General features: G+C 67.6%; 19 protein-coding genes. 10 read left to right on the top strand and 9 right to left on the bottom strand.

Going from position 1 to position 24,092, the window contains the following annotated elements; genetic code table 11:
- Window positions 1–2: 2 nt before the first annotated feature.
- The 3 genes from maiA to gtdA all read right to left on the bottom strand — a co-directional run bounded on the left by maiA (window position 3) and on the right by gtdA (window position 2,517).
- The gene (maiA, locus tag FBY20_RS13590; protein WP_142052698.1) at window positions 3–641 is read right to left on the bottom strand and encodes a maleylacetoacetate isomerase; all 639 of its coding nucleotides are present in this window, start codon (window positions 639–641) and stop codon (window positions 3–5) included.
- A 15-nt stretch (window positions 642–656) separates the two neighbouring features.
- On the bottom strand, window positions 657–1,355 hold the full coding sequence (locus FBY20_RS13595) for a fumarylacetoacetate hydrolase family protein (protein WP_142052701.1): 699 nt from the start codon (window positions 1,353–1,355) through the stop codon (window positions 657–659).
- A 94-nt stretch (window positions 1,356–1,449) separates the two neighbouring features.
- A complete protein-coding gene (gtdA, locus tag FBY20_RS13600) occupies window positions 1,450–2,517 on the bottom strand; it encodes a gentisate 1,2-dioxygenase (protein ID WP_056320527.1) in 1,068 nt (355 codons plus the stop codon).
- Window positions 2,518–2,701: 184 nt separating this feature from the next.
- Here gtdA and FBY20_RS13605 point away from each other — a divergent pair, with 184 nt between their 5' ends.
- Both FBY20_RS13605 and FBY20_RS13610 read left to right on the top strand, forming a co-directional pair.
- Window positions 2,702–3,637 (top strand): LysR family transcriptional regulator, encoded by a 936-nt coding sequence (locus FBY20_RS13605; RefSeq protein ID WP_142052704.1) that lies wholly within the window; start codon window positions 2,702–2,704, stop codon window positions 3,635–3,637.
- Window positions 3,634–4,182, top strand: coding sequence for a hypothetical protein (locus tag FBY20_RS13610; RefSeq protein ID WP_142052707.1), 549 nt, complete (start codon window positions 3,634–3,636; stop codon window positions 4,180–4,182). Before FBY20_RS13605 ends, FBY20_RS13610 begins: the two co-directional genes overlap by 4 nt.
- A gap of 420 nt (window positions 4,183–4,602) precedes the next feature.
- On the opposite strand, the gene FBY20_RS13615 is transcribed toward FBY20_RS13610, so the two are convergent.
- From FBY20_RS13615 to FBY20_RS13625, 3 genes are all read right to left on the bottom strand, one after another.
- Window positions 4,603–6,084: an efflux transporter outer membrane subunit gene (locus FBY20_RS13615; RefSeq protein WP_174245411.1), complete on the bottom strand. Its 1,482-nt coding sequence runs from the start codon at window positions 6,082–6,084 to the stop codon at window positions 4,603–4,605.
- Window positions 6,085–6,151: 67 nt separating this feature from the next.
- Window positions 6,152–9,367 (bottom strand): efflux RND transporter permease subunit, encoded by a 3,216-nt coding sequence (locus FBY20_RS13620; RefSeq protein WP_142052713.1) that lies wholly within the window; start codon window positions 9,365–9,367, stop codon window positions 6,152–6,154.
- Window positions 9,368–9,392: 25 nt separating this feature from the next.
- On the bottom strand, window positions 9,393–10,595 hold the full coding sequence (locus FBY20_RS13625; protein WP_056324696.1) for an efflux RND transporter periplasmic adaptor subunit: 1,203 nt from the start codon (window positions 10,593–10,595) through the stop codon (window positions 9,393–9,395).
- A gap of 386 nt (window positions 10,596–10,981) precedes the next feature.
- Here FBY20_RS13625 and FBY20_RS13630 point away from each other — a divergent pair, with 386 nt between their 5' ends.
- The 4 genes from FBY20_RS13630 to proC all read left to right on the top strand — a co-directional run bounded on the left by FBY20_RS13630 (window position 10,982) and on the right by proC (window position 15,108).
- Entirely contained in the window at window positions 10,982–12,049 is a 1,068-nt protein-coding gene (locus FBY20_RS13630) for a LysR family transcriptional regulator (protein ID WP_142052716.1), read from the top strand.
- Between the two features lie 165 nt (window positions 12,050–12,214).
- A complete protein-coding gene (locus tag FBY20_RS13635) occupies window positions 12,215–13,327 on the top strand; it encodes an AI-2E family transporter (RefSeq protein ID WP_142052719.1) in 1,113 nt (370 codons plus the stop codon).
- Window positions 13,328–13,431: 104 nt separating this feature from the next.
- Complete coding sequence (locus FBY20_RS13640) at window positions 13,432–14,202, top strand: phytanoyl-CoA dioxygenase family protein (protein ID WP_142052722.1); 771 nt, start codon at window positions 13,432–13,434, stop codon at window positions 14,200–14,202.
- A gap of 99 nt (window positions 14,203–14,301) precedes the next feature.
- A complete protein-coding gene (proC, locus tag FBY20_RS13645; protein WP_056324707.1) occupies window positions 14,302–15,108 on the top strand; it encodes a pyrroline-5-carboxylate reductase in 807 nt (268 codons plus the stop codon).
- Between the two features lie 37 nt (window positions 15,109–15,145).
- On the opposite strand, the gene FBY20_RS13650 is transcribed toward proC, so the two are convergent.
- On the bottom strand, window positions 15,146–16,597 hold the full coding sequence (locus tag FBY20_RS13650) for an MFS transporter (RefSeq protein ID WP_142055937.1): 1,452 nt from the start codon (window positions 16,595–16,597) through the stop codon (window positions 15,146–15,148).
- A gap of 96 nt (window positions 16,598–16,693) precedes the next feature.
- On the opposite strand from FBY20_RS13650, the gene FBY20_RS13655 reads away from it, so the two are divergent.
- From FBY20_RS13655 to FBY20_RS13665, 3 genes are all read left to right on the top strand, one after another.
- On the top strand, window positions 16,694–17,596 hold the full coding sequence (locus tag FBY20_RS13655; protein ID WP_142052725.1) for a helix-turn-helix transcriptional regulator: 903 nt from the start codon (window positions 16,694–16,696) through the stop codon (window positions 17,594–17,596).
- Between the two features lie 106 nt (window positions 17,597–17,702).
- Window positions 17,703–18,479 (top strand): PadR family transcriptional regulator, encoded by a 777-nt coding sequence (locus FBY20_RS27970; RefSeq protein ID WP_255452334.1) that lies wholly within the window; start codon window positions 17,703–17,705, stop codon window positions 18,477–18,479.
- Window positions 18,480–18,505: 26 nt separating this feature from the next.
- Window positions 18,506–19,321: a siderophore-interacting protein gene (locus FBY20_RS13665; protein WP_142052728.1), complete on the top strand. Its 816-nt coding sequence runs from the start codon at window positions 18,506–18,508 to the stop codon at window positions 19,319–19,321.
- Window positions 19,322–19,343: 22 nt separating this feature from the next.
- Here FBY20_RS13665 and FBY20_RS13670 read toward each other — a convergent pair whose 3' ends face one another.
- Window positions 19,344–20,231: a LysR family transcriptional regulator gene (locus FBY20_RS13670; protein ID WP_142052731.1), complete on the bottom strand. Its 888-nt coding sequence runs from the start codon at window positions 20,229–20,231 to the stop codon at window positions 19,344–19,346.
- Window positions 20,232–20,334: 103 nt separating this feature from the next.
- Here FBY20_RS13670 and FBY20_RS13675 point away from each other — a divergent pair, with 103 nt between their 5' ends.
- A complete protein-coding gene (locus FBY20_RS13675) occupies window positions 20,335–21,195 on the top strand; it encodes an oxaloacetate decarboxylase (RefSeq protein ID WP_142052734.1) in 861 nt (286 codons plus the stop codon).
- Here FBY20_RS13675 and FBY20_RS13680 read toward each other — a convergent pair.
- A complete protein-coding gene (locus FBY20_RS13680) occupies window positions 21,189–24,092 on the bottom strand; it encodes a WG repeat-containing protein (RefSeq protein ID WP_142052737.1) in 2,904 nt (967 codons plus the stop codon). The two genes, FBY20_RS13675 and FBY20_RS13680, sit on opposite strands and share 7 nt — an antisense overlap.

The following is a 24,092-nucleotide window of genomic DNA, read 5'->3' on the forward strand; positions in this document are numbered from 1 at the left end:
GCTCACTTGGTGTAGTCCGGTTGTTGCGCGGGCGCGGCCTCTTGGAAGGCTGGTTGCGCGTTGCAGTGTTCGACGACGCGCAGAATGCGCGGGTAGGGCGACAGATCGCAGCCCATGCGCTGCGCGTTGGCCACCTGCGGAACCAGGCAGCAGTCCGCCAGCGTGGGCGCATCGCCAAAGCAATACGCGCCGTGTCCATGACGCGCCAGCAGCGCTTCCACCGCCGTCAGACCCTCGCGGATCCAGTGGTGGTACCAGGCGTTCTTCTGCGCTTCGCTGGCGCCCAGCACTTCCTGCAGGTAGCGCAGGATGCGCATGTTGTTGACCGGGTGGATGTCGCACGAGATGGCGTGCGACAGCTCCAGCACACGGGCGCGCGCCAGCGTGTCCGCGGGAATCAGCCGAGGTTCGGGATGCGTGGCGTCCAGATAGTCGATGATGGCAAGCGACTGCGACAGCGCAACGTCGCCGTCGACCAGCAGCGGCACGCCGGCCGACGGGTTGCGCGCCACGTAGTCCGGCGCCCGCTGCTCCTGCTTGCGCAGGTTTACGGGCAGGTATTCATAGGGCAGGCCCTTGAGCGCGAGCGCGATGCGCACGCGGTAGGACGTGGAGCTGTTGAAGAAGTTGTGCAGTTGCATGCGGGTCTCCCGGCCTCAAGCCATCTGCACGCTGAGCGTGCCCAGTCCGTCCACGCCGCCGACCATTTTGTCGCCGCGCACCACGGGGCCGACGCCTTCGGGCGTGCCGGTGTAGATCAGGTCGCCGGCCTCCAGGCGGAAGTACTTCGAGAGATACGCAATGGTTTCCGCGATGGACCAGATCAGCTTGCCGATGTCGCTGCGCTGGCGGTCTGCGCCGTTGACTTGCAGCCAGATGCCGGCCTGCTCGATGCCGCTGACCGATTGGGCCGGATGCAACGGGCCGATCGGCGCGCTCTGGTCGAACGCCTTGCCCAGTTCCCACGGGCGGCCGGCTTCGCGCATCTTCATCTGCAGATCGCGGCGCGTCATGTCCAGGCCGACGGCGTATCCCCACACGTGCTGCAGGGCCTCGTCGACGCTGATGTTGGCGCCGCCCTTGCCGATGGCGGCGACCAGTTCGATCTCGTAGTGCAGGTTGGCCGTTTCGGGCGGATAGGGCAGGGAGAGCGTGCTGCCTTGCGCGACCGGCACGACGGCGTCGGCCGGCTTGCAGAAGAAGAACGGCGGTTCGCGGTCGGGGTCAAAACCCATTTCCCGCGCGTGGGCGGCGTAGTTGCGGCCGACGCAGTACACGCGTCGCACGGGAAAACTGTCCTGGCTGCCGGCAATGGGCACGGCAACGGGAGCGGCGGGAGCAAACACAAACGACATGGGTCACCCTTTGAAGGCGGAGGGAAATTGGAATCTCGGCCGTATTCGCGGCCAGCTTCGGCCGCGTGCTTCCACGTGCGGCCGTGTACGGGCGTCAGCCGACGCGTTCTTCGCGCCACAGGCCCAGCGCGTCCTGCACCGGCCGATCGGAATAGCTGAAGAGCGTGGCGTCTTCCAGCGCGGCAAGCTGCACCGGCATCCAGGAGGGCGCGACGAACACATCGCGCGGCCCAAAATGAAACTCCTGGTCGCCGATGCGCGCCGTGCCGCGGCCTTCGACCACGCTGTACACCGTGGAATCGGTCGTGCGCGTGGTCTTGCCCTGAAAGCCTGCCGGCAGGAACTGCATGAAGGTGGCCATCGTCGGCATGGGATAGCCGCCCGTGGCCGGATTCAGGTAGCGCAGCTTGACGCCGTCCCACGGGTCGAGCTCGCCGTGCCGGTAGAGCGCATCCAGCGCCTCGCGGCTGCGTTCGTAGGGGTAGTTGAAGATGGGCGAGGTGCCGCTGGAGACGTGATGCCGCACGGGCGCCATGTTGTGGCCAAAGCGCGCCATGCTGTCGCCTTCGGGCCGCGTGACCGGCTGCGTGGCGGACGGATAGTTCTCGGCAAAGCCGGCATCCAGGAAGCGCAGCAGCGGAATGTCCAGGCCGTCCAGCCAGACCACCGGCTCGCCGCCTTCCACGGTTTCGGCGTTGCCGTGGTCGTGCCAGGTCCACGAGGGCGTAATGATGAAGTCGCCGGGGTGCATCGTCGTGCGCTCGCCGTTGACGGCGGTGTACGCGCCGCGGCCCTCGACGATGAAGCGCAGGGCCGATTGCGTGTGGCGGTGGCTGGGCGCGATCTCGCCCGGCAGGATGAGCTGCAGTCCCGCGTACAGGCTTTGCGTGATGCTGGCCTGGCCCGGCAGACCGGGGTTTTCCAGGATCAGCACGCGGCGCACGGCTTCTTCCGCGGTGATCAGCGACCCGGACGCCATCACGTCGTCACGCACGTCGTCGTACTTCCAGAGGGCCGGCACGCAGCGCGGGGCGGGTTGGCGCGGCACCAGGTTGTGCAGCGATTCCCACAGCGGGGCCATGTGTTTCTTGGCGATGCGCGCGTAATAACGGGCGCGGTCCGAAGCGGCGCTGTCCGCGCCGGCGCAATGACCGTCGTGCATGGTTGTCTCCTGTATGTCCGGCTGGTGCCGGCTTCTACGGGCGGCCGCCGCGTAAGTTCGCGGCTGGTCCTGATATGGAGACGATTATGCGAGCAGGAGCTATGTGGTTTGAAATGAAATTATCTTATTATCCATACCAATAACCATATACATACGAGACAAACCTCCCATCAAAAGGGCCTGCATGGACTGGACCCATCGCTTGCGGCTGCGCAATTTGAAGATGCTGCTCAGCCTGGCCCAGACCCGCAACATCAGCCACTCGGCCGCGATGCTCAACACGACGCAGCCGGGCCTGTCGAAATGGCTGAAGGATCTGGAAGACGATATTGGCTTGCCGCTCTTCGAGCGACATGCGCGCGGCCTGCGCCCGACGCCGCATGGCGACGTGCTGATCGCGCACGCGCAGCGCGTGGAGTCGCAACTGGATCGCGCCAGCGCGGACATGGCGGCCCTGCGCGAGGGCGGCGGCGGGCGCGTCGTGATCGGCGCATCCGGCGCGTCGGCCTCCGACACCGTGCCGCTGGCGGTGATGAAGTTGCTGGAACGCATGCCGCAGGCGCGCGTGAAACTGGTCGAGGGAACGACCGATCGTCTGCTGGCCCAACTGGCGCAAGGGGAACTGGATATCGTCGTGGGACGGTCGGCGCCGGAGCACCACGATCCCGCCATCCGCTTCGAGGCGCTGTACCTGGAACCCATCCACCTGGTGGCGCGGCCTCGCCATCCGCTCTTCGCAGTGGAGCAGCCAAGCTGGCAGGACCTGCTGTCCTACCGCTGGATCCTGTGGCCCAAGGGCACGCCCATCCGAAACGCGGTCGACGCCGCGCTGGCCGCGGCCGGACAGGCGCCGCCGCCCGACCATATCGAATCCAATTCCGTAACCATCAACCTGACCCTCATCAACAACAGCGACATGATCGGCGTCGCGTCGCACCGCGCCGCGCTGCGCTTTTCGCAGATGCGGGCGATGCGCATCATTCCGGTGCGGCTATCGGGTTTCGGGTCGGTCGCGATGTATTGGCGGGAGGATGCGTTCCGGCCTGTGGCCGTGGAAGAGGCGATGGCCGCGCTGCGAAGCACCGTGGCCGAACATGCACCCGGCGTGACACGGCTATGACCCCCGAGCCCGCCTCCGGCCTGAACGCCCTGATTGATCAGTGCCGCAAGCTGGAAGCGGCTTTGGAGGCTGGCAACGACCCTTCCTCGTCTGCGGCGATGCACCGCTTCGTGGCCCACATGGACGAGGGCCGCACGCCACCGGGCATGTGGTCGCCCCTGGTGCTGTCCGTGCTGGTGATGGCGGGCGGGCTGGGCGTCGGCATTGAATTGCTGAGCCTGCTGCTGCGATTCGTCGGCCCCGCGATGGCCGCGTTCGCGCTGGTCGCGGTGTGCGCGGGGACTGCGCTGGGCCTGTCGATCGGGATGGTGCTGATGATGGCGGGGCGGGTGCAGGGCGTGGTGCTGCTCAAGCGCCTGTCGATCGGTCTGATCGCCGTGGGCGCACTCGGCGGCATCGCCTGGACGCAGGGCGACGTCAGGGCCGTGGGGCCGGTGGTGGCGGTGCTTGGCGGGTTGGGGGCTTGGCTGGTGATGAACTCTGGCGGGTTTTATGTGTTTGTGGGGTATCGGGTGGCGTTGCGGTGTTTGGCGCGCCGGGGGTGATGGGGCGTGGGGTTGACTGCGATGTTTGCGGGGGGGGCTTTTTCTTTTGACGCCCGGCGCGTCGGCGGCCTGGGCGCGCGGGGCCACGATTGCGGTCCGGAGCCTTCGCTCCGGACTGCCCCTTCGTCATCTTCGTTGTCGCCTTCGGCGACTGCCTTCAGATTCCCTCGGGCGCATCTTCACGCCCCGCGCGCCCAGGCCGCCGACACGCCGGGCTGCGATGGTTTGGGCTTCACGGGCGCTGGGGCGAGTTGAGTGCTTGGGGTTCTTGCCAGCGCGGGGTCGGGCTTGAAGCGTCTTGCGGAGCCCGCCCCACTGCGGCCGCGCGGGCGGCCTTGTGGGCCTTACGCGGTGTCTTGCGTCGGGTTTAGGACGCTGCGCGCTGATGTGCGGGTGCCAGACATCAGCCTGTCGCCGTCTTTACTTCGCCGCCACCTTATCCGGCGGCACCGGATTCTCCCAGCCGCCGCCGATGGCGCGGATCAGTCCCACTGTGGAGCGGGCCTGTTCGCCGGTCAATTGGACCGCGACGCGCTGTTGCAGGAGGACGCTGCGGTCGGCTTCGATCACGTCGAGGTAGCTGATGGAACCTTCGCGGTACTGCGTGTGCGAGAGCTTTGCGGCGCGGGCGGCGGCTTCCACGGCGGCGTTCTGGGCCTTGGTCTGGTCGGCCAGAATGCGCAGGTTGGCCAGGTTGTCTTCGACTTCGCGGAACGCGTTCAGAACGGTCTGGCGGTAGACGGCGACGTCTTCCTCGTAGACGGCGCGGGCGCGGTCCAGGCCGGCCTGGCGGCGGCCGCCGTCGAAGATGGGCATGGACAGGGCGGCGCCGACCAGGGGGCCCAGCAGGAACGTGCGGCTGGACCATTGGAAGAGGTTGCCCAGCTCCGAGGACTCGTAGCCGAAGGCGCCGGTGATGTCCAGGCGCGGGAAGAACGCGGACTTGGCGGCGCCGACGCGGGCGTTGGCGGCGGCCATGGCGCGTTCGGCGGCGGCGATGTCGGGGCGGCGTTCGAGCAGCGTGGACGGCAGGCCGGCGGGGATGGTCAGCGCGATCTGTTCGATGGGCTGCGGCGGCATCGTGAATTCCGACGGGGCGCGGCCCAGCAGCACGGCCAGCGCGTGTTCGGCGGTGGCGCGGCGGCGGTCGATGCCCAGGGCCTCGGATTGCGCCGACGCGAGTTCGGCCTTGGCGCGCGCGAGATCCAGTTCACTGATGTCGCCCGCGTCGTAGCGGCGCTGGATCAGTTGCAGCGTGTCCGTGCGCAGCTTGACGGTCTGATGGTAGAGACGCGATTCGGCGTCCTGTTCGCGCACCAGGAAGTAGGTGGTGGCGACGTCGGCCTGCAGGGCCAGCAGCACCGAGCGGTACAGCGCTTCGCTTTGCTGCGCGTCGGCGGTGGCGGCGTCCACGGTCGATGCGACGCGGCCGAAGAGGTCGGCCTCGTAGGACACGGTGCCTTGGGCGCGCCACGTGGTGACGGGCGACGTGGACGTGCCATCGGGCAGGCCTTGCGACACGGCCGACGGACGTTGGCGGTTGGGGCCGAAGCCGGCGTCCAGGCTGGGGAAGAAGCCGGAACGCGCTTCGCGCTGCAGGGCGCGCGCTTGCGTCAGCCGCGCCGCGGCGGCCTGCAGGTCCTGGTTGGCGCGCTGGGCTTCCTCTTCGAGCTGGTTCAGGCCTTCGTCGCCGAACACTTTCCACCAGGCGCCGCGCAGCGCGTCTTCGGACGGCTCGGCGGGCTTCCACGTGCCGGCTTCGGACGCGGGCAGGGCGGCTTCCTTGAAGGCCGCCGGCGTGTCGGCCGAGGGCCGCTCGTAGGTGGGACCCACCGCGCAGCCGGCCAGCACCAGCAGCAGGGCGAGCAGGGCGGATCCTCGGGTCAGTCTTTTCATCATCATGACGTTTCTCTTTGGCGCGCGTCCCATCCCACTGGACAGGACGCGCTGGCTACTCTGGTTTGCCGGCCTACGCGTGGTGTTGCGGGGCGGGCGGCGCGTTCGGGTCGATGTGCGGCACGCAGACGGGCGCTTCGTGCGGCGCGGCCGAGTGCAGCTTCTTGCCGCCCAGCGAACGCAGCAGGACATAGAACACCGGCGTGAGGAACAGGCCGAACAGGGTCACGCCCAGCATGCCGAAGAACACAGCGACACCCATGGCGTGGCGCATTTCGGAGCCGGCGCCCGACGACAGCACCAGCGGCACCACGCCCATGATGAACGCGATGGACGTCATCAGGATGGGGCGCAGACGCAGGCGGCTGGCCTCGATGGCGGCTTCGAGCGGCGTGCGCCCGTTCATCTCGAGCTCCCGGGCGAACTCCACGATCAGGATCGCGTTCTTTGCCGACAGCCCCACCAGCACCATCAGGCCGATCTGCGTGAAGATGTTGTTGTCGTTGCCGGTCAGGTAGACGCCGGTCAGCGCCGCCAGGATGCTCATCGGCACGATCAGGATCACGGCCAGCGGCAGGGTCAGGCTTTCATACAGCGCGGCCAGCACCAGGAACACGAGCAGCACGCTGATCGGGAACACCCAGAGGCCCGCGTTGCCCGCCAGGATCTGCTGGTACGTGAGGTCGGTCCATTCGAACTTGACGCCACGCGGCAGGGTTTCGGCGGCGACGCGCTCGGCCGCGGCCTGCGCCTGGTCGGACGAGAAGCCGGGGGCCGGTCCGCCGTTGATGTCGGCGGCGGTGTAGCCGTTGTAGCGCACGACCATTTCCGGCCCGAAGGTCTGCTTGACCGTGACCAGCGAGGACAGCGGCACCATGTCGCCGGCGGCGTTGCGGGTCTTCAGTTGCAGGATGTCGTCGGCGTGCGCGCGGAACGGCGCGTCGGCCTGCGCACGCACCTGGAACACGCGGCCAAAGCGGTTGAAGTCGTTGACGTACATGGAGCCCAGGTAGATCTGCATGGTGTCGAAGACTTCGGTCACCGGCACGCCCAGCTGCTTGGCCTTGACGCGGTCCAGGTCCACGTCAAGCTGCGGGACGTTGATCTCGTAGCTGGAGAACGTGGGGCCCAGTTCGGGCGTCTGACGCGCCTTTTCCAGGAAGGCCTGCTTGGCCTTGTCCAGTTCGGCGTAGCCCAGCGCCGCGCGGTCTTCCAGCTGGAGCTTGAAGCCGCCCAGCGTGCCCAAGCCCATGACGGGCGGTGGCGGGAACACGGCGATGAACGAATCCTGGATGGCGGCGAACTTCTGGTTCAGCGAGGCCGCGATGGCGTTGCCGGAGAGTTCGGCGCCCCGGCGTTCGTCGAACGGCTTGAGCGTGACGAACACGATGCCCGCGCTGGAACTGTTGGTGAAACCGTTGATCGACAGGCCGGGGAAGGCGATGGCCGACTGCACGCCGGGTTCCTTCAGGGCGATGTCGCTCATGCGGCGGATCACGTCTTCGGTGCGATCCAGCGAGGCGCCGTTGGGCAGCTGCGTGAAGCCGATCAGGTACTGCTTGTCCTGCGCGGGCACGAAGCCGCCGGGCACCATGTACGACACGCCGAGGGTCGCGGCGACCAGCACGGCATAGACGCCCATCGCGCCGGCCTTGCGGCGGATGACGCTGGCCACGCCCGTGCCGTAGGACTCGGACGCGCGGCCGAACATGTTGTTGAACCAGTTGAAGAAGCGGCCGAAGACGCGATTCATGCCGCGGGTCAGCCAGTCGGGCTTGTCGTGGTGGCTCTTGAGCAGCAGGGCCGACAAGGCGGGCGACAGGGTCAGCGAGTTGAAGGCCGAGATCACCGTCGAGATGGCGATGGTCATGGCGAACTGCTTGTAGAACTGGCCGGTCAGGCCCGTCATGAAGGCCAGGGGCACGAACACGGCGCACAGCGTCAGCGCGATGGCGATGATGGGGCCGCTGACTTCGCGCATGGCGCGATAGGTCGCATCGCGTGGACTCAAGCCCGCCGCGATGTTGCGCTCGACGTTTTCGACCACCACGATGGCATCGTCCACCACGATCCCGATGGCCAGCACCATGCCGAACAGCGACAGCGCGTTGATGGAGTAACCGAACATCAGCAAGAGCGCGAACGTCCCCACGATGGACACGGGCACCGCCAGCAGCGGAATGATGGACGCGCGCCAGGTCTGCAGGAACAGGATCACCACCAGCACGACCAGCGCGATGGCTTCGAGCAGCGTGTGCACGACGGCTTCGATACTGGAGCGCACGAACTGCGTGGGGTCGTATTCGATGCGGTATTCCACGCCCGGCGGGAAATCCTGGGCCAGCTCGGCCATCGCCGCGCGCACCTGGCTGGACACGTCCAGCGCATTGGCGCCCGGCGACTGCATGATGCCCATGCCCACCGCCTGCTTGTTGTTCAAGAGCGAGCGCAGGCCGTATTCCTGCGCGTCCAGTTCAACCCGCGCCACGTCGGACAGGTGCGTGACCGCGCCGTCCGGCGAGGTCTTCAGGATGATGTCGCGGAATTCCTCTTCGGTCTGCAGGCGGCCGCGGGCATTCACGTTCAGCTGCAGCGGCACGTCGCCTTGCGTGGGCGAGGCGCCGATCACGCCGGCCGCGACCTGCACGTTCTGCTCGCGGATCGCGTTGACGACTTCGGACGCGGTCATGCCGCGCTGGGCGACCTTCTGCGGATCGAGCCACACGCGCATGGAGTAGTTGCCCGAGCCCCACACCGTGACTTCACCCACGCCGGTGATGCGCGACAGGCGGTCCTTCACGTTCAGGATCGCGTAGTTGCGCAGGTACGTGATGTCGTAGCGGTCGTTGGGCGAGATCAGGTGGACCACCAGCGTCAGCGTGGGCGAGCTCTTGGCCGTGGTCACGCCCAGGCGCTGCACGTCCGGCGGCAGGCGCGGCAGCGCCTGCGACACGCGGTTCTGCACCAGCTGCTGCGCCTTGTCCGGGTCCACGCCCAGCTTGAAGTTCACCGTCAGCGTCAGGTTGCCGTCGCTGTTGGCCTGCGACTGCATATACAGCATGTTCTCCACGCCGTTGATGGATTCTTCCAGCGGCGAGGCGACGGTTTCGGCGATGACCTTGGGGTTGGCGCCCGGGTACTGCGCGCGCACCACCACCGATGGCGGCACGACTTCCGGGTATTCGGAGATGGGCAGCTGGAACATGGCCAACAGGCCCGCCAGCAGCACCAGGATCGATAGGACGCCGGCGAAGATCGGCCGGTCGATGAAGAATTTCGAGATATTCATAAACGTTCTCGTTCGACGCGTCGGCTTAGTTCTGTGCCGAGGCGGTCTTGACCGGGTTGCCGGGGGTGCGCTTGGCCGCAACCATGGGGACGACAGTGGGGGTCACGGCGTCGCCGGGGCGGATGCGCTGCAGGCCGTTGACGACGATGCGCTCGCCGGCGGCAAGGCCCGAATCCACTACGCGCAGGCCTTCCTGGTTGGCGCCCAGCTTCACCTGGCGGTAGACGGCGTGGTTCTTGTCGTCCAGCACGAGCACAAAGCGCTTGTCCTGGTCGGTGCCGATGGCGCGTTCGTCGATCAGCACGGCCGCGCGCGGCTCGCTGCCGCCCAGGCGGATGCGGGCGTACAGACCGGGCAGCAGCGTGCCGTCGGCGTTGTCGAATTCGGCGCGCACGCGGATGGTGCCGGAGGTGGCATCCAGGCGGTTGTCCACCGATTGCACGGCGCCCGTGCGCGAGTAGCCGTCTTCGTTGGCCAGGCCCAGTTCGACCGGCACCGCGCCGGCGCGGCCGTTGCGCACCGGGTTCACGTAGCGCAGGAACGTTTGTTCGTCCACGTCGAACGATGCGTACATCTTGGATACCGACACCAGCGTGGTCAGCGGCACCGACGCGGCGCCGGCGGCCACCACGTTGCCTACCGTGACCTCGGCGCGCGACACGCGGCCGTCCACGGGCGCCTCGATGCGGGTGTAGCCCAGGTTCAGCTTGGCGTAGTCCAGCGCGGCCTGCGCGCCTTGCAGGTTGGCGGCGGCTTCGCGGGCGGCATTCTGCTTTTCCTCGAAATCGCGGCGGGCGATGGCGTTGTCGGCCAAGAGGCGCTGGCCGCGGGCCAGTTCGGACGCCGTGTAGGCGGCCCGGGCCTTGGCGGCCGTCAGCGCGGCGGCGGCGCGGTCCACCTCGGCCGCGTAGGGGCGCGGGTCGATGGTGAAGAGCACGTCGCCCTTCTTGACGATGCTGCCGTCCTTGAAGTGGACGGCGGTCAGCGTGCCGGACACCAGCGGCCGGATATCCACGCGGTCGATGGCCTCCAGGCGGCCGGAATAGCGCTGCCAGTCGACGATGGTCTTGTTGACGACCTCGGCCACCTCGACCGGGGGCGCGGCGGGGGCGCCCTGCGCCATGGCGACATTGCCGCCCGCGGGACCGCGGGTGAGGGCGTAGCCGCCACCGGCCGCCAGGACGGCTGCAAATACGACGAGCACAGCAATACGTTTACGCGAAACCATGGTGTTTCCTTGAGTGGTTCTTTAGAGGCGGAAGCGCGCTTGCCCGGAATGCGGGAAAACAGAAGGCGGCGGTGCGGGGATGCCAGTCCTAAGAATCCAGGGTCATATGAAAATGCTGCAATGCAACATCGACCGGGGTCGCTGATCTGGAGGCGGTGGCCGCCGGGTAAGGGCGGGCCGCTGCGGTGCGGAATCTGAGGATTGACATGCCCTTTTCTTGCGCCGGGCGGCAAGGGCACTTCAAGATGGTTTGCATTCTGAGTGTTTTGTCCGGGCGGATAAACCTGTCTTTCCCGGCAACACTGTTCGTGGAGAATGACTAATCAGCGGTGAAATCGGGTTATGCTCCGTTCACCCCGACTTATTTGCCTAAGGACACCCTTGCCATGGACCGCTTTCAGGCTATGCAGGTGTTTGTGCGCGTCGTGGACGCCAATAGCTTCACCCGGGCGGCCGACAGCCTATCGCTTCCGCGCACCACCGTCACCACCATCATTCAGAATCTGGAACGCCTCCTGGGCGTGCGCCTGCTGAACCGCACCACCCGCCGCATTGGCCTGACGCCCGACGGCGCGGGCTATTACCAGCATTGCGTGCGCATCCTGGCCGACGTCGAAGAAACCGAGGCGTGCTTCCAGGAAGCCGCCCTGCGTCTGAAGGGCCGCCTGCGCATCGACGTGCCGACCTGCATCGGCCGGCTGATCCTGATCCCCTCATTGTGTGATTTCCACGACAAATACCCCGACGTCGAGCTGGTGCTGGGCCTGGGCGACCGTCCGGTCGACATGGTCCAGGAAGCCGTGGACTGCGTGATCCGCGCCGGCGACCTCGAAGACTCCAGCCTGGTCGCCCGCCGCATCGGCACCCTGCAGACCGTGACTTGCGCGTCCCCCACGTACGTGGCGCGCCACGGCATGCCGCAAACCATCGAATCGCTGCGGGATCACCATGCGGTGCATTATTTTTCCAGCCGCACCGGCCGCAATTGCGCCTGGGACTTCAAGGTGGACGGCAAGCACCAGGAAGTGGACATGAAGGGCACGGTGGCCGTGAACGAAGCCGGGGCCTACCTGGATTGCGGCCTGAAAGGCTTCGGCCTGATCCAGACCGCGCGTTACATGGCGCTGCCGTACCTGCAATCGGGCGAGCTGATCGAGATCCTGCCGCAATGGAAACCCAGCTCCACGGCCATTTCGGTGCTGTATCCGCAGAGCCGGCAGTTGTCGCCCAAGGTGCGGGCCTTTACCGATTGGGTCGCTGACCTGTTTGCTGGCTGTCCGCTGCTCAGCGGCCGCGACGAGACCGATCCGGCCGCCGCTTCTTGCGCCGTGTACCAGCGCAACCAGGGTCAGACCGCGCCGGTGCAACCCCCCGTGCCGGCCATCCCGGCGCTGGCCGATATGGCCCCGCGCCGCCGCACCGCGCGCGAAGAAGCCGCCGAATATCTGCTGTAAGCCATCGCCTCCGGCGCAACGACATGGCGGACCCTCGGGTCCGCCATGTGCGTTAAGCGCGGGAAACCCCGTAGTAAATACAGCCCTTACGTCCCTCGAATCGCATGAAACGTCTGTATAGTCCGACAGTCAAAGCCTACAACGCCCTTACAGTCGATTCGCGCTATGCAGCCTGTTCTACCCGCTTACCTCATTGCCCGATGGCTGTTGCTGCTTGTGCTGTTGGCGGGGGTTTACTTTCTTAGCGGATTTCTGGTCCCGGCCCTGGCGGCGCTGATCATCGGCCTGGCCAGCTGGCCCTTGTATCAACGCCTCGTCGTCCGATGCGGCGGCCGTACAACAGTGGCCGCGTCGCTGGCGCTGCTGGTCGTCGTCGTGGTGCTGATCGTTCCGTTGTCGCTGGCCTTGTCCTATGCCATCAAGGAGGCCAGCGCGTTCGTCGCCTGGGCCATCGCCGCCAACCGCCATGGCGTGGACGTGCCCGCGTGGATTTCCTCGATGCCGGTCGTGGGCGACCGCCTGGCGCGATACTGGGAATCCTATATTGGCCAGCCCCACGCGCTGGGCGCGCTGGTCGAAGCGGTCAGCGGAGAGCACCTGGGCAACATCTACCGCATGGCGCTGGCCGCCACGGGCAACGTCTTCCAGTTGCTGCTGACGGTCCTTTTCATGCTGATCACGCTGTTCTTCGTCTACAAGGACGGTATCCGCATGGTCGCGCAGCTGGATGTGCTGGGCGAACGCATCCTGCCGGCGCGCTGGCAGCGCTTTTCGCGCGTGGTGCCGGCCACCATCAATTCCACCGTCACCGGCATGGGCCTGATCGCGCTGGGCGAAGGCGTCGTGCTGGGCATCGCCTATTGGGTCGCGGGCGTGCCGTCGCCCGTATTGCTGGGCGTGGTCACCGGTTTCATGGCCCTGATCCCCGGGGGCGCGCCGCTGTCATTCACGCTGGTGTCCCTGTATCTCGTGGGCTCGGGCCATGTGGTCGCGGGCATCGCGCTGATGGTCTGGGGCAGCGTCGAACTCTTCATCGTCGACAAGACGCTGCGCCCGCGCCTGGTGGGCGGCCCGGTCAAGCTGCCGTTCCTGCCGACTTTCTTCGGCCTGGTGGGCGGCGTGAAGACCATGGGCATCGTGGGATTGTTCGTGGGCCCGGTGCTGATGGCGCTGCTGGTGGCCGTCTGGCGCGAATGGGTCCACCACGAAGTCCAGGAGCGCGACGCCGCCCGGCTCGGCGCGCCAGCCGTCCACCCCGAGAAGACCCCCGCGGGCTGAGGCCGTTTTGGTAATCTAGCCATCCCGCGTGACCGGCGCCTTGCCGGTGCGCGCCTGCCCGCCCGCAGACGCGCCGCTTTCCGACGCGGGCTGTGAGGATCGAGATGTCCGGGTTATTGCCTGATGATCAGATAGCCGTGCTGCGTGAGCAGGGCTTCGTGGTGGCGCGCCAGTTCGCCAGCCCCGAAGAGGTCGCCGCGCTGCGCGCGCTGGCCGAGCGCCATTTGCGCGATCACGTTGCACCCATCGAATACGAAGCCGACCTGCGCTACCCCGGCGCGCCGGTATCCCGCACCGCCGAAGGCGGCCTGACGGTGCGGCGGCTACTCAACGCCTACGCGCGCGACCCGTTGTTCGCGCAATGGGCCACCAACCCGCGCATCGGGCAGTGGCTGCAGCGCTACTTCAACGAGACGCCCGTGCTGTCCACCGTGCACCACAACTGCGTGATGACCAAGCATCCCGCGTATGGCAGCCTGACCGGCTGGCACCAGGACATCCGCTACTGGTCTTTCTCGGACACGGATCTGGTGTCCTGCTGGCTGGCCCTGGGGCCAGAGACGCGCGCCAACGGCGGCCTGTCGTTCATTCCCGGTTCGCACAAGGCGGCCTATACGCCGGAACAATTCGACGAAAAGAAGTTCTTCCGCGAGGACGTGCCGCAGAACGCCGAATGGATCGCGCGCGCCGTCTGCCCGGAACTGCAGGCGGGCGACGTCGTGTTCTTTCACTGCCGCACCTTGCACGCCGCGCAGGGCAACAGCAGCGACCGCGTGAAGTTGTCGGTGGTTCACACCTATCACCCCGAGTCTTGCCATCCGGTGCCGGGCACGCGTTCGTCGTCGCAGGCAGGCGTGGCGCTGACGAAGGCGTGATGCCTCGCGATGCCCGTAGACTGTCGAATCCCCATCCCGCGCGCCGGCATGGCAACCATGCCGGCCCGGTCCGCAATCCCTCTTTGGAACTGAAGCAACATGCGTGAAAAGATCGTCTTCATCGGCGGCGGCAATATGGCCTCCGCCATCATCGACGGGCTGCTCGGCCAGGGCCGGGCGCTGACCGATTTTCTGGTGATCGAGCCCTACGCGCCCACGCGCGAGGCGCTGGTCGCGCGCGGCTTGCCGTGCCTGGAGCAGGTCAGCAGCGACATCGGCGACGCGGGCCTGTGCGTGCTGGCCACCAAGCCGCAGGTGCTGCGCGAGGCGTGTGGCCAGGTCCGTCAGCATCTGCCGGCCGACGCCACGGTGGTCAGCATCGCGGCGGGCGTGGAACTGGCAGCGCTGTCGGACTGGCTGGGCGGCCACGCGCGCATCGTGCGTGCCATGCCCAATACGCCCGCAAAGGTGGGGCTGGGCATGACTGGCCTGTACGCCACCCCGGCCTGCGGCCAGGCCGAGCGCGATCAGGTCGACGCGCTTTTCGCGGCCGTCGGTGAGCGCATCTGGACCGACAGCGAAGCCATGATCGACGCCGTCACCGCGGTGACCGGTAGCGGTCCCGGCTACGTGTTTCACTTCATGGCGGCGCTGGAGAAGGGCGCTGTCGAGCTGGGCTTCACGCCTGCCGACGCCCGCCGGCTGGCGGTCGCCGCCTTCCGCGGCGCGGCAGAGCTTGCCGCCAGCGAAGACGTGCCGCTCACCGAATTGCAGGAACGCGTCACTTCCAAGGGCGGCACCACCTACGCTGCGCTGTCGCACATGCAGCAGGCCGGCGTGGCCGAGGCCATCACGCAGGCGGTGCACAAGGCGCAGCAGCGCGCCCGCGAATTGTCCGCGGGGTAAGCGCGCCGGCACGGTTGCGCCGCAAGTCCGAACGCGGTCAGCGCTGACGGCCCAGCCGCCACAACAGCGCGGCCGCCAAAAGAATGGCCGCGACGTTGAACTGCATGGCTGACGCGAATGCCTGCGCATGGCGCTCGGCCACGCCCGCATCCGCATGGGCTTGCAGCGCACCGCCATACAGCATGCCCGCGGCCGATACGCCAAGCGCCGCGCCCACCTGCTGTAGGGTCGACACCACGCCGGCGGCCATGCCGGCCTGGCGGTCCTGGACCAGTCCCACCGCCAGGTTCACCAGCGGCGTGTTGACCGCGCCTTGGGCCGCGCCCAGCCACACCAGCGCGGGCAAGAGCGCCCAAGGGTCCAGATCGGCGCCCGCAAATTCCGTGTGCAGCATCAGGGCAGCCGTCGCGCCGCCGTACAGCAGCGCGGCCAGCGCGATCGCCCGCGTCCCATACCGGGCAACCAGCCGTGGCGCGGCCATCGAGCCGGCGACGAACCCGACGCTGGCCGGCGCGAAGATCAGGCCGGCCGTCAGCGCATCGCGTCCAAAGCCAGTCTGCACCAGCAGCGCATAGCAAAGAAACATGGCGCTGGCGGTGGAGAACACCAGCATCACGACAAGGCACCCGGCCGCAAAGCGCGGCTGCGTCAGCAAGGCCATGTCCACCAGCGGCGCGCCGCCAAGCGCGGCGATCCTGCGTTGCAACCGCACGAATGCCGTCAACGCGGCCACCGATGCCGCGCCGCAGGCGAGCGTCCAGGCCGGCCATTGACGTGCCGGACCCTCGATCAGCGCCAGCAGCAGCAACGCCAATCCCAGCCCCACGAGGGCGGCTCCAGCCCAATCCATCGCCGCGCCGGAAGGTTCGGCGGATTCAGGGATGTGACGCGCCAGCCAGCAAGCCAACAGACCCAGCGGCAGGTTGACAAGGAAGATGGTGCGCCAGGCCAGGCCGAACAGATCCGCATGGACGATCCATCCGCCCAGCACCTGCGCGGCGATGGCCGCGAGGCCCAGCGTCATGCCAAGCCACGCAAACGCCCGCCGCCGCGCGTGGCCCTCGAAGCTGACGCGGATCAGCGCATACACCTGCGGAAACAGCAGGGCCGCCGCGGCGCCTTGCACAATGCGCGCGGCGATCAGCGTGTCCGGCGTGGGCGCCAGGCCGCACAACGCGGATGCCAACGCGAAACCCGCCATGCCCAGCATGAACAGCCGCCGCCTGCCGTGCCGGTCGCCCAGCCGGCTGCCCGCGATCAGCAGCACCCCGTACGCCAGTTCGTAGGCGGCGATGATGAAGTTGATCTGCGCGAAGCTGGCCGACAGTGTCGCTTGCATGCTGGGAATGGCCACGTTCACGACGAAGAGGTCGAAGATCGTGATGAATCCGCCGGAGAGCAGCACCGCCAGGCCAAGATTGCCCAGGCGCGGCGAATCGGCGTGGGGGAGGGCGGGGGAGGGCGTGGCGGGAAGGCAGGAGGTCGACATGGAAAAGGCCGGAAAGTCAGGATCGGCGCTATTCTGGTCGGACATTCAGCCTTATACAATTTAGCTGTTTATGCTATTACTGCCTGCAACAGCGTCATGACCGCATCCCTGCCTTCAACCCCGTCCGCGCCGGCTACGGCGCACCGTCTGGACCGAACCCGCGCCGATCTTTCCGAATTCCTGCGGCTGCGCCGCGAGCGGCTGACCCCCGCCGACCTTGGGCTGCCGCCCGGCCGCCGCCGCCGCACGCCGGGGCTGCGGCGCGAGGAGGTCGCGGCGCTCGCGGGTGTCGGGCTGGCCTGGTACACGTGGTTCGAACAGGGCCGCAACATCAGCGTGTCGGCGGCGTTTCTGGAAAACCTGTCGCGCGTGTTGCGGCTGGACGATGCCGAGCGCCGCCACCTTTTCCTGCTGGCGCATCAGCGCCCGCCGGCCGAGACGGGCCGCACGTGGTGCACCGTGCCCGCGCAGGTCCGCCGCCTGATGGATGACCTGCCCGCGCGCCCCGCGTACATCCTGAATCTGCGCTGGGACGTCGTGGTGTGGAACGCCGCCGCGGACAAGGTGTTCAATTTTTCCGGGCAGGCGCCGGGCCGCCGCAACCTGCTGTGGATGCTGTTCGTGGACCCCGCGATGCGCGAGCGCTTCGTGGACTGGACGGCGCAGGCGCCTCGCATGCTGTCCTCGTTCCGGCGCGATTTCGCCAGCGCCGCCGGGGTGCCCGACATCGCCGAACTGGTCGATGAGTTGGAACGGGTGTCGCCCGATTTCCGGACCTGGTGGCGCGAACACGACGTGCATGGTTCGTGCATGGGCCTGCGCACGCTGCATGTGGAATCGCTGGGCGACATCGCATTCGAGCACGCCACCTTGAGCGTCGACGAAAGCCGTCACTTGCGGCTGGTGGTCTATGCGCCCGCGCCGGACGAACCCAAGGCGGCGGACTTCGCCCGATGGGTACTGATGGGTGCCACCGCGCCGGGCGAGCCGCTGCGATAAGACGCGCTGACGTCCTGCCGGCGCCGGAAAAAACGGGGGAGTTGACGCCGCCAAAGCGGCAGGTATATCGTACGAGCTATCGTAAGACATATCGTAAGAGGCATTCATGTCCCCCTTTTCGTTCATCGCCGCCGTCCAGCGCGCTGCCGGCGGACGCCGCGCCCATGGCCATCGCGGCCATTGTCAGCATCAGGGTCGCCACGGCCACGCCCATCCCCACGCCCCGCATCCCGGCCATCACGGCGGCCATCATCATGATCACCATCCGCGTCACGCCAGCGCGGGCGGTGATTGGTTTTCGGGTGGCGCCCACGGCCGCGGCGACGCAGACGGCTTCGGCGGCGACGGCCGGGGCTTCACCCGCAGCCGCAAGGTGTCCAGCGACGACTTGCAACTGATGCTGCTCGGGCTGCTGGAGCAGAACCCCAGCCACGGCTACGAACTCATCAAGGCGCTGGGCGCGCTCAGCAACGGCTTCTACACCCCCAGCCCCGGCATGGTGTATCCCGCGCTCACCTATCTGGAAGAGCTGGGCTACGCCACCGTCGAACAGGAAGGCGCCAAGAAGCGCTATCACCTGGCGGAACCCGGCAAGGCGCACCTGGACGCCAACCGCGAGCGCCTGACGCTGATGTTCAACAAGCTCAAGCACGTGGCGCGCAAGATGGACTACATGCGCCAGGCCTGGAGCGGCCAGCCGCGCGAGACCGGCCCCGAGGGCGAGGACACCCGCACCGGCTGGCTGCCCGAATTCGTCGAGGCGCGCCAGGCGCTCAAGCGCGCGCTGCTGGATCGCACCGACGCCTCGCCCGCCGAACAACGACGCATCGCCGGCATCCTGGCGCGTGCGACCGACGAGATCAACGGCAAGTCCGGCGCCTGATCTTGTCCCAACTGACTGGAGTACCCATGAATCAAAGCGACCTCACCGTGGCGCGCGTGCGCCACCCCCTCAAGATGCGCACGCTGACCGTGGCGCGCGTCGAGCGCATCGCCGGGCTGTTGGCCCGTGTCACGTTCACCGGCGAAGACTTGCAGGACTTCGTGTCCGCGTCCTTCGACGATCACGTGAAAATCTTTTTCCCCGCTGATCCCTCGCAACCGCCCGTGCTGCCCACTGCCGGGCCGGACGGCATCAAGTTCCCCGACGGCGTGCCCCGGCCCGCCGCGCGCGACTACACGCCGCGCCGGTTCGACACGGCGCGCCAGGAACTGGAGATCGAGTTCGTGCTGCACGGCGACGGCCCCGCCTCGACCTGGGCCGAACAGGCCGCGCCCGGCCAGCAACTGGGCATCGGCGGACCACGCGGTTCGTTTGTGGTGCCCACCGCGTTCGACTGGCATGTGCTGATCGGCGACGAGACCGCGCTGCCCGCCATCGCGCGCCGGCTGGAAGAACTGCCCGCCTCGGCGCAGGCGCTGGTGCTGATCGAAGTGCCGGCGGCCGAGAATGAAATCCCGCTGCAAACGGCCGCGAAGGCGTCGGTGCGCTGGCTGCATCGCAACGGGACCGCGCCGGGCTACAGCACGCTCTTGCTGCAAGCCGCGCGCGAACTGACGTTGCCGCAGGGCGAAGGCTATGTGTGGGTGGCGGCGGAATCGGCCACCGCGAAAGCGGTGCGCGAGATCATGGTGGCCCAGCATGGCATCGACAAGAGCCGCATCCGCGCCGCCAGCTACTGGAAGCGCGGCGCAATTGCCGTGCACGAATCGCACGACGATTGAGCGCGCGGGCCAGCAAGACGCATCAGGGCTTGCGGCGAGCCCGCGCCAGCGCAAGCAGATTGGCGGCCCGTGCACCGGTCGCATCGCGCACGGCCAGGCCCAGCACCGCGCGCGGCCAATCCAGCGCTAACGGCCGGTAGAGCACGCCATCCGGGCGCAGGGGGCGCAGCGAAGCCGGCACGATCGCCACGCCCATCCCCGCCGCCACCAGGTTCACGGCCGACGACAACTGCGGCGCCTGCTGCCCGATGCGCGGGCCCAGCCCGTGCTGCCGGCACGCCGCCATGATGTCTGCGCTAAGGCCATAGCCCGATTTGCGCGAGTACAGGATGAAGGTCTCCTGCTGCAGGTCGGCGGGCGTGAGCCGCTTGCGGCGCGCCAGCGCATGGCCCAGCGGCATCGCGACCACCAGCGGTTCCTCCACCAGTTGCGTGAACGTCAGCCCGCCGTCCAGCGCAAAGGGCGGGCGCACGAACGCGGCGTCGATCGCGCCGTCGCGCAGTTGCGCCACAAGCGTTTCGCTGTCGCCCTGCGACAGCGTCATTTCAACTTCCGGGTAGCGCTCGCGGTACTGGCGGATCAGCTCGGTCACCACGCCGTTGAAAGATGCCGACTCGGTGAACCCCAACGTCAGTTCGCCCACTTCGCCGCGCGCGGCGCGCTGGGCTGTGCGCACTGCCGCATCGGCGCGCTGCAGGATGTCCTGCGCGCACGCCAGGAATGCGCGTCCGGCGTCGTTCAGCGTCACCCCGCGGCCCGTGCGGTCAAAAAGGGGCGTGCCCACTTCCTTTTCAAGCTGGCGGATCTGCTGGCTGAGCGGCGGCTGCGCCATGCCCAGCAGCTCGGCCGCGCGCGTGAAATGCTGGGCCTCGGCGGTGACGACGAAATAGCGAAGATGGCGCAGTTCCATATTGATATCTAAAGAGTACTGGTCAGCAATATTCCATATATTGGACATTCTAATGGCCGGCGCAGATCATGCGGGTATGAACCTTTTCTCTTGAAGGATCCCCATGACTGCCCACTTATCCCCCGGCGCGCGGTTGCGCCAGCAGCTCTCTGAAAACATCGTCGTGGCGCCCGGCGCCTATGACGGCCTGTCGGCCCGCCTGGTTGCCGCGGCCGGATTCTCGGCGGTCTACGCCAGCGGCGGCGCCATCGCGCGTGCCGCCGGCTACCCGGACATCGGTCTGCTCAGCTTCACCGAAGTGATGGACCGCGTGGAAAAGATCGTCGACGCCAGCGGCCTGCCTGTCGTGGCGGACGCGGACACCGGATTTGGCGGATCGGCCAACGTGGAGCGCACGGTGCGCCTGATGGAGCGCGCGGGTGTGGCGGCGTTTCATATCGAAGACCAGTCCTTTCCCAAGCGCTGCGGCCACCTGGACGACAAGAGCCTGGTCGATGCCGGCGAGATGGCCCGCAAGGTCCACATTGCTCGCCAGACGCTCGCCGACGCCGACACGCTGGTCATCGCGCGCACCGACGCCATCGCGGTCGAAGGGTTTGACGCCGCCATCGCCCGCGCCGAGCTTTACCTGAAGGCCGGCGCCGACATGATCTTTGTCGAGGCACCGGAGACGCTGGCGCAGATCCGCGCCATTGCCGAGCGGCTGCCGGGCTTGAAGCTCATCAACATGTTCTACGGCGGCAAGACGCCGCTGGTGCCGCTGCCGGACCTGACGGCGATGGGCTACCGCCTGGCGATCATTCCGTCGGACCTGCAGCGCGCGGCGATCCACGCGATGCAGGAGACGCTTCGCGCGATCCGGCTGACGGGCGACAGCAGCGCAATGGCGGACCGGCTGACCAGCTTCAAGGAACGCGAAGCAATCGTGCAGACCGGCCGCTATCTGGCGCTGGATGCTCAGTAGGCGCGCGACGCCTCGCTACGCTTGCAGCCGTGCGGCATGCGCAGCGGCCACAGCCGCTGGCCCGCCGCGCCGTACAGGGTGCGGATGCCGCATTGCATCCTGACCTGTGCGACCAGGCTGCCGGCGTTGTCGATGATCCGCGAGTCGTCTTCCGTGGACACCACCGCACGCTGGTTCTCAAATCCGGACAAGGCCCGGTATTCCGCCGGAATGGCGAACTTGCCCGTGCTATCGACATAGCCGTAGCGCCGGTCGCTGGCGGCTGGCGCCAGGCCTTCGCGCAGCGTACCCAGCGCGTCGAACGCCGGCCCCGTCAGCACGCCCTTGGCATCCACCCAGCGCATGCCGCCGCCAGACAGATGCGTGACGGCGCGGCCTTCCGAGAACCCCGATCCAAACCCTTCGACCGTCAACCGGGTCTTGCCGGACAAGTCCGTGTAGTCCGTCATGGTGCCCCGGTCGGCCGAGTAATAGCGGATCAGCAGGTCGGAGCGTGGCGGCCACGTCCATTCGCCGCGGGGCAGGGTGGCCAGGATCTTGCCGTTGGCGTCCATCACCTGCGTGCCCTTGGCGTTGGACGTCAGCGCGCGCGCCGGCGTGCCTTGGAAGAGGGTGCCGGTGCGGGCTGCCGGCGCGATCTGCCACGCGCCCTTGCCGTTCAGGTAGCCTTCGCGGTCGGCGCGGCGGATCTCCATCCAGTCGCCCAGCCGCAGGTAGTCGGCATCCTTCATGTCCAGCGCGTCCGAGCCGTCCGGCGAGATGATCCAGCGGCGCTCGCTGTTGCCCGCGCTGACCGAGCCATCCCCAAAATCGCCCACCTGCAATCCGCGCATGAAGGCGGTCAGCGCCTGGCCGCGCGTATTGAACACTGCGGCGGGACGGTCATACTCGTCTTCTTGCTTGCCGGGCTGCGTCACCCGCCATAGCGTGTCGTTCACGCGCTCCACGCCGTGGTGGCTGGCCGGTACGACCCACTTGCCTTGCAGGTCGATGACGCCAACCCGGCCCGCGCCCAGCGATGCGATCGCCTGGCCATTCTGGAATTCGCCGATGCTGCGGAACGTGGGGGTGGCCAGCAGCTTGCCGGCCGCAAAATCGTACAGACCCCACGGCGCGCCGTCGGCCGCCGTTTGAACAAAGCGCGCCACGCCGGGCGCCACGACCTGCGTATCGAAGTTCTCGGGCAGCTCGAACGTCTTGCCCGCGCGGTCGATCATGCGCACCACGCCGTCGCCATACACCTGCGCGTAGCCATGACGGAACATGCCGATGTGCTGCTGCGCGGGCAGGTCGATGCGCTTGCCGCGCTCGTCCAGCAGCACCATGCCGTCGTCGGTTTCGGCCGCGTAGCGCAACTGGTCCGCTGTCAGGGCTGCGGCGTTTTCATGGCCGGTGTCGTCCAGCGGCGTCACGGCAGACCAGGACGGATCGGTGACGATGCTGCCATCGGCAAGCAGCAAGCCCACCTGTGTGTCGTCGCAATTGCAGTGGCTTTGACCCAGCAGGCCCAGCGGACCGCCCGGGACGCCGGCGGGCAGCGGCTGGAGTTGCTGGTTCTGAAGCGCCGCTACCGTCTCGGGCTTGAGCAGCGGCTTGCCGTCCTTGTCCACCACATTGAGCAGGGCGCCTTGCTCGTCGGACAGCCACAGATTGCCTTCGCGCGTCTGCAGGCGGCGGGCGTCCGCGAGCCATGCGGGCGCCGTGGCGCCGTGCAGCCACGCGCCGGTCGGCGTCAGCAAACCGGCGGCGCGGCGGGATTCGTCCACGAAAAGGACATAGCCCTCAAGTTCGTCGCCGGCCGACAGCCCCGCGCCCAACGTGACCGGCGCGGCGTGGCCGGGCACCAGCGCCATCAGCTTGTCGCCCGACCGATACACAATGGTGTCGGCATGGCGCTGCGACGTCTGGCCTTCTTCCGTTGTCAGCGTGGCCACGATCGTGCCGGTGCGGTCCATCACCGCAAAGCCGCCCCGCTGCGGCAACTGCGCGCTGTAGAAAGCCTTGCCCACGGGCAGGATGCTTTCGTACTGCTGGTCCGCGCCGATCAGCTTGCCGTCCGCCGTCACCAGCACGGAGCCGTCCGGACCGTAGCCCGAGGCCAGATTGCCGTCGTCCTGCAAAGAGATGTCGTCGAACACCGGGTCCACGACCCAGTTCCAGTCCCTGTCCACCACGCCGTACTTGGCCTGGCCGTTGGTGGCGATGTACAGACCCTTGTCGCCCAGCGGCCGCGTGATGACGACACCGTTCCCGCCGAAACGGCGTTCGCCGCTGGTTGAACGGTATTCCTCTTTGTACTGAACCGTGGCCCGAGCGGGCACGCCATCGAACAGGCGCACGGCGCGCACCACCTCGTCGAACGGCTCGCCCGCCGGATTGCCCTGGCGGTCGATCAGCATCGGCTTGCCGTCCAGTGTCACCGCCGCCAGCCCGACCTCGACAAAGTCCTGCGCCGCGTCGTAGCGCGGGCGCACGGCCATGCGGCCATTGCGGTCGATGTAGCCCCACTTGCCTTGCCACCGCACGGCGGCAAGTCCGTGGCGGAAATCGCCCACTTCCTCAAAGATCGGCTCGATCGCGACGCGGCCGTTCCGGTCCAGAAAGCCCCACGCGTGGCGGCGCAGCGAGTTGTCGCGCGGCACTCGGTCGATGTTCTCGATGGCTGACGGCAGCAGCACCGCGGCGCGGCCGTCCTGCAGATCCCGGATGCAGCCGTTGCTGAAGGGGTTGCGCGCGGAGATGTCGTCGGCAGCCGGATAGACCGGGTAATCGGATTCCCCCAGGCAATAGATGTGGCCCGGCTGCACGTAGCCGGTCTGCGCCTGAACGGACAGGGATGCGCCCAGCGCGGCCAATGCGCAGGCGAGGCGGGTGGTTCGTAGCACGCGTGACGTCAT

This window comes from Achromobacter sp. SLBN-14 (assembly GCF_006715415.1).
Lineage (GTDB): Bacteria > Pseudomonadota > Gammaproteobacteria > Burkholderiales > Burkholderiaceae_B > Achromobacter > Achromobacter mucicolens.